The sequence below is a fragment of the Shewanella phaeophyticola genome (genome assembly GCF_025398315.1).
Taxonomy (GTDB): Bacteria; Pseudomonadota; Gammaproteobacteria; order Enterobacterales; family Shewanellaceae; genus Shewanella; species Shewanella phaeophyticola.
The window spans coordinates 3,349,196-3,363,563 of the sequence record NZ_JAODOQ010000001.1; the positions used below are offsets into that span (position 1 = coordinate 3,349,196).

Consider the following 14,368-nt stretch of genomic DNA (forward strand, 5'->3'; position numbering starts at 1 on the left):
AGCCTAAGTGTGATTGAACAAATACAACGAGTTACGCCATGAGCCCAGAACGTTTTGCCCGCATAAACCAAATGCTTGATAACCGCCAAGTCGATCTGACTGTATGTCTCGATAAAGTGCATATGACCAATAATATTGCCGCGGTGATTCGTTCGGCTGATTGTGTCGGTATTCATCAAATTCATGCAGTGTGGCCTGACATTGAAATGCGCGTATCGGGCAATACCGCCTCTGGCAGCCAACAATGGGTTAGCACGGTAAAGCACTATACTTTTGCAGAGGCGCATCAAGCTTTTAAAGCGCAAAACATGCAAATACTGACGACCACTTTTTCAGACACCGCAGTTGATTTTCGTGACATAGACTACACTCGCCCCACTGTAATTGTCATGGGTAATGAGCGTGATGGCGTGAGTGATGAAGCCATTGCAGCTGCTGATCAACACATTATTATCCCTATGCGCGGTATGGTGCAATCACTCAATGTCTCTGTGGCTTCGGCCTTAGTGATGTATGAAGCCCAGCGCCAACGCGAACAAGCCAATATGTACGGTACCCGCAAACTAGACTACGCCTACTGCCAAAAAATGCTGTTTGAACAAGGCCATCCGGTTTATGCCAAAGCTTGCCGTCGTAAGCAAATTCCCTACCCAGCGATTGATGAGCAAGGCCAAATTGTTGCCGACAAAGATTGGTGGGACAGAATGCGCGCCCCTGATCCACTTGCTCTCACAGAGCCAATAACCTAAATAGAATACCTACAGTCTGGCAGTGCTCTGCATATCCTCAAGCAATGCCAGGCATCAATCGTTAGAGTACTGTATGCAACGACTTTATTTTTTACCAAACCCCTTCGCCATAAAACGTGCACTGCTTTTAACCACCAATTTGCCAGCAACATATAACTCACCCTCCACTTTGTATAGAGGGTAACGAGAAGAGGTAACCTTACCTTTAATTAAAATACCGCTATTTATCGGCACTTCATGTAAGTAACGGATATTCATATCGGCAGTTACCGCTTCTATGTTTTGCTGAAAAAGTGCCTGACACATACCACTATCGAGTAACGCCGATAAATACCCGCCGTGTAAAATCCCTTGGTAACCCTGTTGATGAATCGACCCTTTGGTGCGCGCCCATACCTGTTGGTCTGCCGTACTAAAAAATTGCAAATGAAGCCCTAATAAATTCTGCGTGCCACACAACATGCAACTCTGATGACTCGATGGTTTGAGGACTTCGCATAAATCATCGGCTGATGTATCAGGAGAAACCAAGCTTAAGCTTTCAATTAATATCGCTTTTTCAGATTGATGCTGCTGACTCATAAAACCCCACAAAATAAAAATACAAAACCGTTATTGGCATATGCTATTAATTATTTTAGAATACCACATCAATATCAATTTGAGTAACTTGATGCGTGCTAAAACGTGATGTTTAAGCCAATCATTGCAACAACAAAGGTAACCAGCATGCAATTTTTAATGACTTTTATGGTGTTTTTAATATTTTTTGCAGTGATGGCATTAGGTGTATTTTTAGGGCGAAAACCCATTCAAGGAAGCTGTGCAGGGCTTGCGAATGTAGGGATAGAAAAAAGCTGTGATTGTGAAGTCACCTGCGATGAGCATAAAACCCTATACCAAATACAAGAGCCCACTCAGAAATAATGATGAACATTAGGGATCACGTATGCTGCAACCAAAAGTAATACCTTTGATTGTGACTTAACAATAATGGCCTCGCATTCAACTAATGTGGCACCAAACAGACCATTAAAACAGCACAGCGACAATGATTGAATATTGCCATTAAACTCATTAGGATCGACCCATCGATCGCTAACAAGAATCAACACCATGACCACTGAGCTTTATTTTATCTTCGACTCGCACTGTCCCTGGAGCTACGCCACCACGCCATTAGTCAACGCATTGCAGCAAGCCTATCCAGACATGACAATACATTTGCTACACAGTGCACATTACATCGGTAAAGACAGCGCCGGCGAAGAGCAAATGCAAGCTGCAGCAAAAGCCAGTGGCGTTAAATTTGGCCGTGAGCATATTCGTTATGCCAATAGCCCTAAAAACTCAATTAAGTCGGCAAACTTAATGGCCTGGATGCAAGACAAACAAGTCAACAAACAATTGCCACTGCTCAATGCGTTGCAAATGGCTCACTTTATTGACGGTAATCCACTGAACACTAAACATGACTTTACTGCCATCGTTGAAAAGTTAAAGCTATCGCCAAGCAATAAAGTGTTTAAAGATGAGCTGAGTGTCGATGCAGAAAACATATTAGAAGCCATTGCCGAAATTCAACAAATGCTTGGCACAACGAGCTTTCCGGTATTAGTGATGACAGTGAACGACAACGCGATCTTTATTGATCACTCTCAATATCTAAACAACCCACAAGGTGTTGTAGCCGCAGTAGAGCAAGAGATAGTCGCAATACAGCAACCTAAAAAGCATTAAGCTCAAAACAAAAAAACCACGGTAATTAGCCGTGGTTTATATGTTTTGCTCGCCTCAACATTTAACTTTGTACTTGCGAGGCCAATATCCAAATCGCTAAGGCAAAAAACACCAACCCCATAAATTTATTTTGATAAGCACGAAATTTTTCGCTGTTTAATAATGGTTTTCCTAAACTGCCAACCAAGGCCACCAGCAATAAGTTAAATGCTAAACCCATCACATTGAGCAATAAGCCTAACGCTAACATTTGCTCGCCAGAACTGGCACTCAATTGAGTTGACACAAATTGCGGTAAAAACAACACGAAGAAAATCAGCGCTTTCGGGTTCAGTAAATTGCTCATTACCGCACGGCGATACAACAGTCTAGCCAGGTTATGTTGCGCAGCAATTTCAGGCGCATCAACCGAATCACTGCGGATACAATCCCACGCCATTTTAAGTAAGTAAGCACCACCTAAAACTCGCAGTAACTCCAATGCCATTGGGCTCATAGCCACCAACGCCGACACGCCCATAGCAGCAAGCAAAGTTAAAATCAGCCCAGATGTGGCATTACCAAAACTGGCATACACTCCCACTTTGCGGCCATAACTCAAACTCGAACTGGCAATCAGCAACATATCAGAGCCAGGAATTAACAGTAACGCCACAACAGTCGTTAAATAAACAGGCAGTAATGCCAAATCAATCATCATACATTCGCAAATAAGTCGCTAAAACACGGCGCGGATTTTACAGCGATTGAACATGAATGAAAGTCATGATGGCAGCCCTTAGGCTTTTAAAGGTGAATAACACTGGCAGGGATTGTTTACGGATAAACCTTATCGAACAAACATCAAGCAAAACCTAAATAAATCAAAACAATAAAAAAGGCTAACCCATCTGGCTAGCCTTGTTTGTTCACACCTAAAGCGCTTACTTATAAAACGCTTCAATCGTACCTTTAACTGTCATAGTCAGCGGTTGGCCACGACGGTCTAATGCTTTACCCGCAGGCACTTTAACCCAACCTTCACTGATGCAATATTCTTCAACATCAAAGCGCTCTTTACCATTTACTTTAATGCCAATATCAAATTCAAAAATCTCGGCAACATGGTGCTTGCTGCGTGGGTTAACGCTTAAGCGATCAGGTAAGGCGGGTTTAGCAGTCGTGTCGTTCATAGTCATATACTGTAATTAATAAAACGTGCGTCATTGTAGGCAATCGCTGCAAGATGCTCAATAGCGGCAATCATAAATGTGAGCCGCTTAAATATGTCATCGATACCGCAGCAAAGATATACCCGTTAACTGTTTGATTTATAGTCACGATAGCTTTAGGTTAGTGTTAATACCTAGTTATTTGGAAACGTTCATGTCGACTTTGTTAAAGTTCATCAAAGGCTCATTCATAGCCCTTATCGCCACCGTCGTCATTGTTGTGGCGTTCAATTGGCAAAGCGCTAACCGCTTATACAGCGTCATTAGCCTATTTGATGATGCATTAATTGTGAATAACTTCTCCCATATGAAGGATGTGTTTTTCAACAAAAAAATCGTTGCGCAAGGCAAGCCATTTAACTTCTCAGAGGCGCCTAAACCATTCCCCGCATCATTTACCTACCGAGACAAAATCATCAATAGCGAGGCGTTTTTAGCTCGCCGAGCCACCACGGCATTATTGGTTATCAAAAACGATCAAATAACCTTTGAGCAATATTATTTAGGCACCCAAAGTGACGACAAACGTATTTCATGGTCAATGGCCAAATCGTTTGTGTCTATCTTGTTTGGCATGCAAGTTGATGCAGGTAACATAGACATTGAAAAAACCGTCGGCTTTTATTTGCCAGAACTTGCTAACTCCGGTTATGGCAATGTCAAAATTAAACACGTGTTACAAATGTCATCAGGAGTTAAGTGGAACGAAGACTACCACGACTTTTTTTCTGACATTAATAAAATGAGCCGTGTCCTCGCCATTGGTGGCTCGTTAGACCAAATGACCAGTGAACTGATCAATGAATCAGCCCCAGGCGAAGCCTTTCATTATGTCAGCATGGACACCCATGTGATTAGCATGATCCTCAGGCGTGTAAGCGGACAATCATTAGTTGAACTCATTCAACAAAATCTGTGGAATACCATCGGCATGGAAAGCGATGCATTTTGGCTCACCGATTCCCAAGGTGCTGAGTTTGCCTTAGGTGGCTTAAATGTTACCACTCGCGACTATGCCCGCTTTGGCCGTTTATTGCTTAACAATGGTGAGTTTAACGGCAAGCAAATCGTCTCTGCACAATGGATAAAAGCCGCCACCACGCCAGAAGCAGAATACCTTAAACCACAAGCCGATAAGTTAGGTTACGGCTACCAAATTTGGTTACCGCCACAAGCACAGCAAGGCGAGTTCTTTTGTGTTGGCGTTTACGGGCAATACATTTATGTGAACCAACAACACAATGTGGTGATTGTAAAAAACAGCGCCGATTTAGGCTTTCTTGATGCGTTAAATTCAAAACACGAAACCATCGCGTTTTTCCGCGAAATCGTCGCGTCATTGGAGTAGAAGACAAACAACTTAATGAGATAAATTGGGCATCAATTTGTCAGAGACTCATTTATCCCAAGCTAATCATTACATTACCCATATTAATGAATAAACGCCTCTTGATTGGCAATAGCGCTTATCGCTTGTTTCATCATCAGAGGGTTATTAATTATAACGGCTGCAATTAATTTATTATCTTTTCGGTACAGCACCGATAATTGACCATAATCCTGAGGATTAATAACTTCTACATTATCGTACCCATCAATTAACCCACACATTTGCAATTTAATATCATATTGGTCTGACCAAAAACGAGGAATGTTATGACTAAAATCTATTTCTTTTCCCATGATGCTGGCGGCCGCAGATTTGGCTTGATCGAGTGCATTTTGAATAGACTCAACTCGAACGTTTCGTTGGTATATGGAATGAAAATAACTGCAACAGTCACCAGCAGCAACAATATTAGGGTCACTGGTAACCGCAAATTGATTAATCAAAATACCATTATCTACATCTAAATTTGCTTTTGTTGCCAGTGTCGTGACTGGAGTAATCCCAATGCCTATAATAATTAAATCTGCTGGAATACTTTCTCCTGACTCACATACAACGGCACTAACATACGAATCACCTGTCAAGCGCTTAGCGATGCAGCAATTTTTTATTTCCACACCATGTTGCTGATGCAATGAACTGATAAATTGCGCGACTTCTGATGTTACAACGCGCTGTAAGATATTCTCCTGAGCTTCTAATATTGTAACGTGAACACCCCTTTGGTTAAATGCCGCTGCGAGCTCTAAGCCAATAAAACCACCGCCAATAATTACGGCGTTTTTAGCATGAGTTAATTGATTTTGAATCTTAGCTGCATCCTCTGCAGTACGCAGATAATGAACACCTAGTAATGGTTTATCCGACAGTGAAATTTTATTAGCGATTGCTCCAGTGCATAAAGCTAATTTGGAATAAGCAAGCACCTCACCATTAGCAAGTTTTATGGTTTTTGTACTACGATCTATTTCCGTCACATTGGTATTAAGCATCAGACGAATGTTGGCATCTTGATAAAATTCGTCTTTTTTTAATAGAATTTCTTCCAATGATTTTTGCTGACTCATAATTGATTTTGATAGTGGTGGTTTCTGGTATGGCATATGCGATTCATTACCGATGATGATAATATCGTGTTGCCAACCTTGTTGTCGTAAATTAAAACTGAGTTGTACCGCGGCATGACTTGCGCCGATGATAATACAAGGCAAAGACATAAGTTGATCCCTTAATTATCTAACTTATATGGAGTTAAAAATGCATCATTCATTATTATTCATTGATAAGTAGCATTTCAAAATCAGACTTATCCATACCACAATCGGGGCAGCACCAATCATCTGGTACATCTAACCATTTCGTGCCTGATGGTATACCCTCCTCTGGTAATCCTTCATTTTCTGAATATATAAAACCGCAAGTAATACACTGCCATACATTGTTACTCATACTAAAATCTCCTTATTTTATTTAGCGTTAAATGCCTTAACGGCTATGGTGATAACAACCCAAAATGCGATTGCTATTCCGATATAAAAAAGAAAAAATGCTAAGTCATTAGTTAAACTAGATGTTGGTGTGTATGCCAACCCTCTAGAAGTTGGTAAAATAGGGTCTAAACATGATGCAACAACGATTGTCCAAGCCACAATAACCATCCCCACACAGAGTCGATATAGTTTGCGAATGTAATTATGTAATGCGGGCAAAATAGCCGCTAAAATCCATAAAGCAAAACCATTCATAATCCCTTCTGTATGAGCCATTCTCCAAGCATCGTATGTGCCGGGCATTTGATATTCAATTGCGCCAAATGGCCACAGCTCAACTCTGCCTATTAAGAAAAATAAAAAACCAAAACCTACAATAAATCCAACAAGTAACACAAGGGCACCATGCCCAATCAACAAACGTTGAGAGCGAGAAATTTCATCAGCCATAATTTTATCTCTTTAAATGATAAACAATTAAAATTCGTTAAGGTTTTCAGTGTTCAATAACGTCAACTTTTTTCCATCCAAGTTGTATTGGTTTATCCATTGGAGACTCCACTCTGGATCGGAAATTTTCGAAGGATGGTGATTAGGTAAGCAAGCTTCTAAAAAGGAAGGGATCATATTTTTATAAAAACGAATAATCATTTTCATTAGTCTCCAACGTGATTCCATATTACGCCAAAGACCATCTTTTTTTAACATCACTTTATATGACTTTTGACTTAATTTAATCACATGTGCTGTGGCATAAATCATCCCAAACACACGATAGAAATAATTCCCGTATAAATGGTTGTAGGCATCTATAGCAACACATTTATGTTCGATCTCTTCTACAAAATGCCACAATATCAACGAAGCGACTTTAGTATCAGAACCACCAAACAAATAGTCTTTATCTTTTATTAACCAATGGCCTATTCCTAATGCCATTGTTTCAAAACCCGCTGCATAGGCTAAATTAAACTTTAATGACCTATTGGTTTCGAAATGCCCAAAGGTTTGCTTCATTTCATTTTCAATATCGACTAACTCTGAGTAGCCATATTCAATTAATCTATCATTAAATTTTCGATGTTGTTGAAAGTGCTGCCCCTCCTGACCGATATATAAACTCACCTCTTGATTAAGTTTTTTTGAGTCAATGAGTTGATTTGCTTTGCGCATTGTTTTAATTAAATAAGGTTCTAAAAAAGGCATTGAAAGTGATGCACCGTTAACCATATGACTCCATTCTGGTCGCTGCTTATGCCAATGCGGATCGATATTTGATGAAAACTCAAAGGGTAATCTTCTAATTTCCATATAATTATTAGTGTTAGTGGTTTGTTTTTTTACTTGTTTCATCCCCTTACTCCCCCATGAGTGTGTGAATAACATTTACCCTACCAAGTTTATTGCGTGGGTTTGGGGTTAATTATTGCCAAGGTGGAGTTATTTATTGCCATATATGGGCTATATTAAATACAAATAAATTAATTGAGAGCAATAATGATGGAAAATAAAGATTTACGATTACCGAGTACTTACTCTCAAATTATTGCCAGAACATTAAACATCCAAGAGCGACAGATGGAGCGACTACTCTCTGGCACTTTGTTATCGAGTAACGTGTTGTTACCAGGAGATTTGACCTACATTACCGTTAAGCAACAAATTCAAATAATTGATAATGCTATTCGCTTTAGTGGTTTTGACCACTTGAGCCTTAAATTGGGGCGACAGTTACTTCCTTCGGTGCACTGATCCTCTGGGTTACTTGGTATTAAGTAGTCCTAATTTACAAACTGCATTGACTGCATTTGCAGACTATCTAAGCGTTAGACTGCCCTTCTCCGAAGTTCAAATCACAAATCACAATAATAATTTAATTTGCCGATTAATCTTAAAAGCGACAGTATCCGTTGATATCGCACGATTATTACAGGAGTGTTTCGCATTAATTATTCAAGCTATTGTTGAAGCCATAATAGGCAGAGCGTTTACAGAAGGAGTAGTCCATTTTGAACATGCACAACCCCACTACGCCCTTCAATATTCACGTTACCTACATTGTGACTATGTTTTTAGCTGTGATGTAACTTCATTTTCGATTCCGCTAAAGCTCATGAACACAGCAAATGTCTCTGGGGATGCTAATTCACATGCATTAGCTTTGTTACAATGCCAACAGCTTGTCCAACAACTACCTGCGATTAAACATTCTACTGCAGACCAAGTTCGCAGTTTTGTGCTTTCAGCACCAATAGGCTCATTGAACGAAGCGGATGTAGCAAAGGCACTTTTTGTGTCGAAAAGAACTCTAGCAAGAAGATTACAACAAGAGCAAACGAGTTACCGGGAAATTACTGAAAAATTGATGTCTCACCTTGCGGCTTGTCATTTAAAAAAACAAGACCTATCCGTCGAAACGATTGCTTTGATGATGGGCTATGGAGATACCGCTGCCTTCCGTAAAGCTTTTAAGCGTTGGTTTCAACAAACGCCTGCTGAGTTTCGTAATAATTTGGAGCTAAACAGTTAATCTGGATGAAAAAGTAGATGCGTTCAAACAAAACCTGAGTACCCAATGAATATAAATTTGGTTACCGCCACAAGCACAGCAAGGCGAGTTCTTTTGTGTTGGCGTGTACGGGCAATACATTTATGTGAACCAACAACACAATGTGGTGATTGTAAAAAACAGCGCCGATTTAGGCTTTCTTGATGCGTTAAATTCAAAACACGAAACCATCGCATTCTTTCGAGAAATTGTGGCGTCATTACAATAAAGAGCATCGACTACACTGCAATCCCCCACACGTTCACGAGCTAACTTGCCCGCCATTGAGGGAAGTTAGCTCAGCATCACCCAACTCAATTGAATGTAGCTGCGATTTACTTACCTTTTGTTAAGTAAACACCTCAGCCTCGATGTTCGGCGCAATCTAAAGCAGCTTCCTTTTTACCTTTTGGCAGTAAAATATTGGCCGCGATAACTAACATCAACATCACTAACACCACAGGCCATAAAGTCCCGTTATAAATTTGGGTTGTCAGCCCTCCCATTAACGCGCCACCGGTAAACTGCCCTGCCCCTAACAATGCTGATGCTGAGCCGGTATTTTCGGTAAACTGACTCATGTACAACGCATTAGCATTGGGCATAATAGCGCCAAGCATACCTACGGCTCCCATAATGCCAAATACAAACAGATACAACGAAGCGTCAAACACAGTAAAGCTGAGTAACAGCAACACAAAAAATGCCTGACACAAAATGGCCACTCGCAACAATGTATGGGTAGGCTTACGGTTAAGTAATGTTGAATTGCTTCTATTTACCAATATGTTCATCACCGTATTAGCGGCAAACACCAATCCGAATATTTGTTCACTCAAACCAAACTGAACCTGGTAAATAAATGAGGCATTAGTGATAAACACCATCATGACACTATAGCCGCACGCCTGTACCAACAAGTAGCGCATGGCTGTGGTGTTTTTCATCACTAACAGATAACGCCGATACGCAGGGATTTTCGCTTGCTGAGTTTTAGTGGGGCATTGAGGTAATGACTTAGCCACAAGGATCGCGACAAACACTGCATAGCCCGCGGTAAAATAGAAAATATTCTGCCACTTGCCCGTTAACAGAATTAGCGCACCAATACTCGGGGCAATGGCCGGAGCGAGCACCATAATAAGTGCGATTAAGCCAAACAGTTTTGCTGCGGCATTTCCGCTCTCTCTCATCCTAACTAACGGCGCAACACACACACCTGCAAATCCCCCACCAACAGCTTGAAAAATTCGCGAAATTTGAATCACATTAAGGTCACTGGCAGAAGCAATAACCCACGAACTCAAGGCATAGAGCAACAAGCCACCCACAATAATGCTGCGTTTTTCAAAGCGATCTGCAAGCGGATCACCAATAAGCTGGCTTCAACGCCATACCCACAAAATAAAAACTGACCGTCGTGGCAACAGAATCAATACCCACACCCAAATACTCTGACATGGAGGGGATTCCTGGCAAATAAGCATCAACCGCAAAAGGCCGCGGCCATCACCAACGCCATCAAAAAGACAAAATGCCCCTTAGACATAACACCTCACCAACATCAATTATTATCTTCCTAGGAAGATATATTACCTTGAGCTTACCTTTCCAGCAAGATACAATGACGATTCAATCGTATATTAATGAAGCGACAGCGATGATAGAGAAGTTTGAAACCTTTCTTTCTTTAATGGAAGAAAACTGGCCAGAAGCCTATAAAGACATGATGCAATCACTACCATTAATTGATAAAATTCAATCTATTAATGAAGAAAAACGCAGTAAGGTAATGGCTGAGTATGGTTTGCAGACCTCTGATTTTGGGCTACTCACTGCGCTAAGAAGAACCCCCGCACCACACCTACTGATGCCCACACAAATTATGGACTACATGCTCATCAGTTCCGGCGGCTTAACCAAAGCACTGTACCGACTGGAACAAAAAGCCTTAATATCCAGAAGCCCCTCTTCAGAAGACGGCCGAGTTAAGCTTGTACAGTTAACCGCAAAAGGTAAACAGGTGATTGAAGATATTGCTGTTAAGGCACAAGAAAGTCACAGGTTAATGAACGCAAGTTTTTCTGAACAAGAAAAAAATCAACTTGATAAGTTATTGAAAAAATTACTCAATACAATAGAAACACCTAGAAATTAATTGATGCAATCAGTCAATAAGGATCCGTAATGACAAAGCGATGCTATAGGTCAAATCACGCGCATCTATTCAATAGTACATACTTGATATTGCCAGTTAAGTGCCCAAATAGCATTGCGAGGAGAATAAAAGTAGGATTATCAACTCATCCCAAACAGTAAAAATGTGGCTAAAAGTCCAAGCTAAAATAGATAAATATTAATGCTATTGAGTATGTCGATATTCTTCTTCAATGCCATCAAGTAAGACTAAAAAGTCTAATAAATGCGCTCTCATTGCTTGCTCTGCACCAGCCTCATCGCCTGCAATCACAGCATCAATAATAGAATGATGCATGCCCGGGGGATGTATTTTATCAGTATCGGGTTGGAAATGACTGGAAATTGAACCCACTAACTGAATCAATGACTTATCAATAGCGGTTAAAAAGCGGTTATTACACATATCTGCCAGCAAATAATGAATTTTGCTTCTTAGCATGACAGTTTCAGGGTATTCCAATGTCAGGCTTTCATTGGCATTCGCCTCGAGTAACAACTTAGCATGCTCAGGAGTACAGTGTTTTGCCGCAAGACCAGCAACAATAGGTTCAATATGTAAACGCGCTTGGCAGATCTCATTAAATGACATTTTACCTAAAAAGAACAAATCATTGCAGTCACTACTTAACCGATCAAATGTCATTTCTTTTACAAAAGCACCGCCAGTAGCCCCTTGCTTAATGACCACAAGTCCGCGGGCTTCTAACGATTTTATCGCTTCTCTAACAACCGTGCGACTCACGGCAAATTTTTCGATCAACTCGCGCTCCGAGGGCAGTTTATCACCCGCGGAAAAACGCCCTGAGAAAATAGCTTCTCTGAGCTGATTAAAAACTTCATCAGATGCCTTTATCTGCTTGATTGGTTTGAAGTTATTCAAAATACGTCCTTACGCTACTTTATCGTCCAATTGTAACACAGCGTCACCACCAAAGAGTACTACTGTTAAACCTAAAGCAGTAAATATAATTCCCCTTTAAAAAACAACAGATTAAATAACCTCGCAACCCTCTTTACCTCATCAAAAACTCCTGCTAGGAGCCCTGCTGTTTCACAAATAGCTTATTTAAGCAGCAAGTCACAAAATAATTAATTTTGCGGATGGCTGCAAAAATTTAACAACCAATGCTTATTGCGAAACGTTATATGTCATACATTTAACGTATCGAAAGTGGAGAGTAAAAATTAGTCATGACTAATAACAAAGGCTTTATCTACTTTTTGAACAAACCTACTTAAGTTAGTAGAAAACAGTCGTTCTAAGCGGTTATGACCGGGTTCTATATCAAAGTCTTGATGACGGATCTGCCTCGAGCCGTGAGGGGTAAAGGAGTTTTAAAATGAGTAAAAATGATTCAAACAAGTCGAATGAAATCGACCAATATACCCGCAATGTCCTGCAAAATGGTCTTTCACGACGCAGTTTTTTAACTCGTGCCGCTATGGGTACTGGCGCCGTCGCTTTTACAGGTCTTACTGGCAGCATGGCCACAGCCTCAACAGATGATTGCGTTAAAACGGCCAAGAGCTCAGATGGTGGTGCAACGCTCGAATTCATGCCAAAACCGAAACCGATTTCTGACAGAGATATTGTTTCAACTCAAACATTTGATGTCGTTGTCGTTGGTGCAGGTGCATCTGGTGTACCCGCTGCGTTATCTGCTGCTGAAAACGGTGCCAAAGTAGCGGTATTGCAAAAGCAAGCCATTGTGGTTTCGCAAGGTAATACAGGATCTGGCATCGATTTAGCCAACAGTGACAAAGCCGCAGTAGAAGCCATGGTAAACCGCTTAATGGGCGACAGTGCCCACCGCTGTCACCCTGAACTCGTGAGAGAATGGGCATACAACTCTGGTGAAGCCGTTTCATGGGTGATCGACCGCGCTAAAAAAGGTGGCGCACAAATCGTTGACCAAGGCACTAAAGTACAACATGGCATTCATGGAGTTACCGAACATAAACTTAACTTTGTTACCTCATATTGTGGATATAAGCCTTACACCACAGGTGACGGCATGCGTGATTTAGCTAAAGTGGCAGAAAAAGCTGGGGTTAAATTCTTCTTCAACATGCCAGCTCAGCAACTTGTTCAAGATGACTCAGGCAAAGTGATTGGGGTTATCGCCCAAGACCGTGACGGTAAATACCACAAATACATGGCCAAAAAAGGCGTGATTTTGTCTTCAGGTGATTACCAAAACAACGAAGCAATGTGTAACTTCTTCATCCCTGATTTGAAAAACTTTGAGCGTAAACAAATGGATCGTACCGGTGACGGTTTCTCAATGGCATATTGGGCAGGCGGCGTTATCGAACCAATTGGCCACACCAAAATGCTCCATGACTTTGATGCAGGCTATGCGTCAATGTGTGATATGCCGTTCCTTGCCGTCAACCGCAAAGGTGAGCGCTTCGTCAATGAAACCGTTGCTATGTCACTGATGAATAACTATCTACGTGATGAAGAAAATGCCGGTCACTACTCGCAAGTCTTCGACGCGAACTACATGGAACAAGCAGCGAACTGGCCAGGCAAACTCTACTCGCCTGAGCAGATGAAAATCTACATGCCAGAAGATCCATCACCAAAGATTGGCGTTTACGAGTCTCAAATTAATACCTACTCAGCCAATACCTTAGAAGAGCTCGCAGTCAAACTAGAATGCGACCCTAAAACCTTCGTTGCCAATGTGAAGCGCTACAACGAGCTATGCAAAACCGGCAAAGATGATGATTTTGGTAAGCCTTCAGCAAAAATGCTGCCAGTGGTAAAAGCACCTTTTTATGGCATTCATCGCCGCATGCGCATCTCAACCTTGTGTTCAGGCATGCTCGTGGACAAAAACCATCAAGCACTGGATGCAGACGGCAACAAAATTGGCGGTTTATTTGTTATCGGTAACCTTGGCGGTGGCTTCTATGGCGGTGTCGACTACCCACTCACCGTATTCGGTTTGTCATTAGGACGTTGCTACACATTTGGCTACTTAGCAGGTAAGTACGTCGCCAAACTGTAACCCAAAAAGACAAGTAAATGGATG

Annotated in this window: 19 protein-coding genes; 9 read left to right on the forward strand and 10 right to left on the reverse strand. The window is 41.3% G+C overall.

Annotated elements, in window-relative coordinates; translation table 11 throughout:
- The first annotated feature begins 38 nt into the window (after positions 1-38).
- Positions 39-749, forward strand: coding sequence for a tRNA (guanosine(18)-2'-O)-methyltransferase TrmH (gene trmH / locus N4T56_RS15495; RefSeq protein WP_261733862.1), 711 nt, complete (start codon positions 39-41; stop codon positions 747-749).
- 84 nt (positions 750-833) lie between these two features.
- Here the strand turns inward: trmH and N4T56_RS15500 are convergent, their stop codons facing one another.
- Positions 834-1,331 (reverse strand): PaaI family thioesterase, encoded by a 498-nt coding sequence (locus N4T56_RS15500; protein ID WP_261733863.1) that lies wholly within the window; start codon positions 1,329-1,331, stop codon positions 834-836.
- Between the two features lie 147 nt (positions 1,332-1,478).
- On the opposite strand from N4T56_RS15500, the gene nqrM reads away from it, so the two are divergent.
- Positions 1,479-1,676: a (Na+)-NQR maturation NqrM gene (nqrM, locus tag N4T56_RS15505; protein WP_261733864.1), complete on the forward strand. Its 198-nt coding sequence runs from the start codon at positions 1,479-1,481 to the stop codon at positions 1,674-1,676.
- On the opposite strand, the gene N4T56_RS15510 is transcribed toward nqrM, so the two are convergent.
- Positions 1,667-1,867, reverse strand: a complete 201-nt coding sequence (locus tag N4T56_RS15510) for a hypothetical protein (protein WP_261733865.1) — start codon at positions 1,865-1,867, stop codon at positions 1,667-1,669. The genes nqrM and N4T56_RS15510 overlap by 10 nt on opposite strands.
- On the opposite strand from N4T56_RS15510, the gene N4T56_RS15515 reads away from it, so the two are divergent.
- Positions 1,866-2,489: a protein-disulfide isomerase gene (locus N4T56_RS15515; protein ID WP_261733866.1), complete on the forward strand. Its 624-nt coding sequence runs from the start codon at positions 1,866-1,868 to the stop codon at positions 2,487-2,489. The genes N4T56_RS15510 and N4T56_RS15515 overlap by 2 nt on opposite strands.
- A gap of 61 nt (positions 2,490-2,550) precedes the next feature.
- Here the strand turns inward: N4T56_RS15515 and N4T56_RS15520 are convergent, their stop codons facing one another.
- Together N4T56_RS15520 and N4T56_RS15525 are read right to left on the reverse strand one after the other, a co-directional pair.
- Positions 2,551-3,186 (reverse strand): LysE family translocator, encoded by a 636-nt coding sequence (locus N4T56_RS15520; protein ID WP_261734847.1) that lies wholly within the window; start codon positions 3,184-3,186, stop codon positions 2,551-2,553.
- 226 nt (positions 3,187-3,412) lie between these two features.
- Entirely contained in the window at positions 3,413-3,661 is a 249-nt protein-coding gene (locus N4T56_RS15525; RefSeq protein WP_261733867.1) for a DUF3297 family protein, read from the reverse strand.
- A gap of 193 nt (positions 3,662-3,854) precedes the next feature.
- Between N4T56_RS15525 and N4T56_RS15530 the strand changes: the two genes are divergently transcribed.
- Positions 3,855-5,048, forward strand: a complete 1,194-nt coding sequence (locus tag N4T56_RS15530) for a serine hydrolase domain-containing protein (protein ID WP_261733868.1) — start codon at positions 3,855-3,857, stop codon at positions 5,046-5,048.
- 83 nt (positions 5,049-5,131) lie between these two features.
- On the opposite strand, the gene N4T56_RS15535 is transcribed toward N4T56_RS15530, so the two are convergent.
- The 4 genes from N4T56_RS15535 to N4T56_RS15550 are packed head-to-tail and all read right to left on the reverse strand — an operon-like array spanning position 5,132 to position 7,933.
- A complete protein-coding gene (locus N4T56_RS15535; protein WP_261733869.1) occupies positions 5,132-6,307 on the reverse strand; it encodes an NAD(P)/FAD-dependent oxidoreductase in 1,176 nt (391 codons plus the stop codon).
- 55 nt (positions 6,308-6,362) lie between these two features.
- Positions 6,363-6,539, reverse strand: coding sequence for a rubredoxin (locus tag N4T56_RS15540; RefSeq protein ID WP_261733870.1), 177 nt, complete (start codon positions 6,537-6,539; stop codon positions 6,363-6,365).
- 17 nt (positions 6,540-6,556) lie between these two features.
- Positions 6,557-7,030, reverse strand: coding sequence for a hypothetical protein (locus N4T56_RS15545; RefSeq protein WP_261733871.1), 474 nt, complete (start codon positions 7,028-7,030; stop codon positions 6,557-6,559).
- Positions 7,031-7,057: 27 nt separating this feature from the next.
- A complete protein-coding gene (locus tag N4T56_RS15550; protein ID WP_261733872.1) occupies positions 7,058-7,933 on the reverse strand; it encodes a metal-dependent hydrolase in 876 nt (291 codons plus the stop codon).
- Positions 7,934-8,077: 144 nt separating this feature from the next.
- Here N4T56_RS15550 and N4T56_RS15555 point away from each other — a divergent pair, with 144 nt between their 5' ends.
- The 3 genes from N4T56_RS15555 to N4T56_RS15565 all read left to right on the forward strand — a co-directional run bounded on the left by N4T56_RS15555 (position 8,078) and on the right by N4T56_RS15565 (position 9,357).
- Positions 8,078-8,332, forward strand: coding sequence for a hypothetical protein (locus N4T56_RS15555; protein ID WP_261733873.1), 255 nt, complete (start codon positions 8,078-8,080; stop codon positions 8,330-8,332).
- A 13-nt stretch (positions 8,333-8,345) separates the two neighbouring features.
- The gene (locus tag N4T56_RS15560; protein ID WP_261733874.1) at positions 8,346-9,110 is read left to right on the forward strand and encodes a helix-turn-helix transcriptional regulator; all 765 of its coding nucleotides are present in this window, start codon (positions 8,346-8,348) and stop codon (positions 9,108-9,110) included.
- A gap of 124 nt (positions 9,111-9,234) precedes the next feature.
- Positions 9,235-9,357, forward strand: coding sequence for a hypothetical protein (locus tag N4T56_RS15565; RefSeq protein WP_261733875.1), 123 nt, complete (start codon positions 9,235-9,237; stop codon positions 9,355-9,357).
- A gap of 133 nt (positions 9,358-9,490) precedes the next feature.
- On the opposite strand, the gene N4T56_RS15570 is transcribed toward N4T56_RS15565, so the two are convergent.
- Positions 9,491-10,459 carry an MFS transporter gene (locus N4T56_RS15570; protein ID WP_261733876.1) on the reverse strand — a complete coding sequence of 323 codons (969 nt, stop codon included), beginning with the start codon at positions 10,457-10,459 and terminating at the stop codon, positions 9,491-9,493.
- A 266-nt stretch (positions 10,460-10,725) separates the two neighbouring features.
- Here N4T56_RS15570 and N4T56_RS15575 point away from each other — a divergent pair, with 266 nt between their 5' ends.
- Positions 10,726-11,286 (forward strand): MarR family winged helix-turn-helix transcriptional regulator, encoded by a 561-nt coding sequence (locus N4T56_RS15575; RefSeq protein ID WP_261733877.1) that lies wholly within the window; start codon positions 10,726-10,728, stop codon positions 11,284-11,286.
- Positions 11,287-11,490: 204 nt separating this feature from the next.
- Here the strand turns inward: N4T56_RS15575 and N4T56_RS15580 are convergent, their stop codons facing one another.
- The gene (locus N4T56_RS15580; protein WP_261733878.1) at positions 11,491-12,207 is read right to left on the reverse strand and encodes a FadR/GntR family transcriptional regulator; all 717 of its coding nucleotides are present in this window, start codon (positions 12,205-12,207) and stop codon (positions 11,491-11,493) included.
- 460 nt (positions 12,208-12,667) lie between these two features.
- Between N4T56_RS15580 and N4T56_RS15585 the strand changes: the two genes are divergently transcribed.
- Positions 12,668-14,344 (forward strand): FAD-binding protein, encoded by a 1,677-nt coding sequence (locus N4T56_RS15585; protein WP_261733879.1) that lies wholly within the window; start codon positions 12,668-12,670, stop codon positions 14,342-14,344.
- The last annotated feature ends 24 nt before the right edge of the window (positions 14,345-14,368 follow it).

Excerpts from the sequence above, each read along its gene's own strand:
- trmH (WP_261733862.1), top strand. The coding sequence starts at position 39 with ATGAGCCCAGAACGTTTTGCCCGCATAAACCAAATGCTTGATAACCGC.
- N4T56_RS15500 (WP_261733863.1), bottom strand. The coding sequence starts at position 1,331 with ATGAGTCAGCAGCATCAATCTGAAAAAGCGATATTAATTGAAAGCTTA.
- nqrM (WP_261733864.1), top strand. The coding sequence starts at position 1,479 with ATGCAATTTTTAATGACTTTTATGGTGTTTTTAATATTTTTTGCAGTG.
- N4T56_RS15515 (WP_261733866.1), top strand. The coding sequence starts at position 1,866 with ATGACCACTGAGCTTTATTTTATCTTCGACTCGCACTGTCCCTGGAGC.
- N4T56_RS15510 (WP_261733865.1), bottom strand. The coding sequence starts at position 1,867 with ATGGTGTTGATTCTTGTTAGCGATCGATGGGTCGATCCTAATGAGTTT.
- N4T56_RS15520 (WP_261734847.1), bottom strand. The coding sequence starts at position 3,186 with ATGATTGATTTGGCATTACTGCCTGTTTATTTAACGACTGTTGTGGCG.
- N4T56_RS15525 (WP_261733867.1), bottom strand. The coding sequence starts at position 3,661 with ATGAACGACACGACTGCTAAACCCGCCTTACCTGATCGCTTAAGCGTT.
- N4T56_RS15530 (WP_261733868.1), top strand. The coding sequence starts at position 3,855 with ATGTCGACTTTGTTAAAGTTCATCAAAGGCTCATTCATAGCCCTTATC.
- N4T56_RS15535 (WP_261733869.1), bottom strand. The coding sequence starts at position 6,307 with ATGTCTTTGCCTTGTATTATCATCGGCGCAAGTCATGCCGCGGTACAA.
- N4T56_RS15540 (WP_261733870.1), bottom strand. The coding sequence starts at position 6,539 with ATGAGTAACAATGTATGGCAGTGTATTACTTGCGGTTTTATATATTCA.
- N4T56_RS15545 (WP_261733871.1), bottom strand. The coding sequence starts at position 7,030 with ATGGCTGATGAAATTTCTCGCTCTCAACGTTTGTTGATTGGGCATGGT.
- N4T56_RS15550 (WP_261733872.1), bottom strand. The coding sequence starts at position 7,933 with ATGAAACAAGTAAAAAAACAAACCACTAACACTAATAATTATATGGAA.
- N4T56_RS15555 (WP_261733873.1), top strand. The coding sequence starts at position 8,078 with ATGATGGAAAATAAAGATTTACGATTACCGAGTACTTACTCTCAAATT.
- N4T56_RS15585 (WP_261733879.1), top strand. The coding sequence starts at position 12,668 with ATGAGTAAAAATGATTCAAACAAGTCGAATGAAATCGACCAATATACC.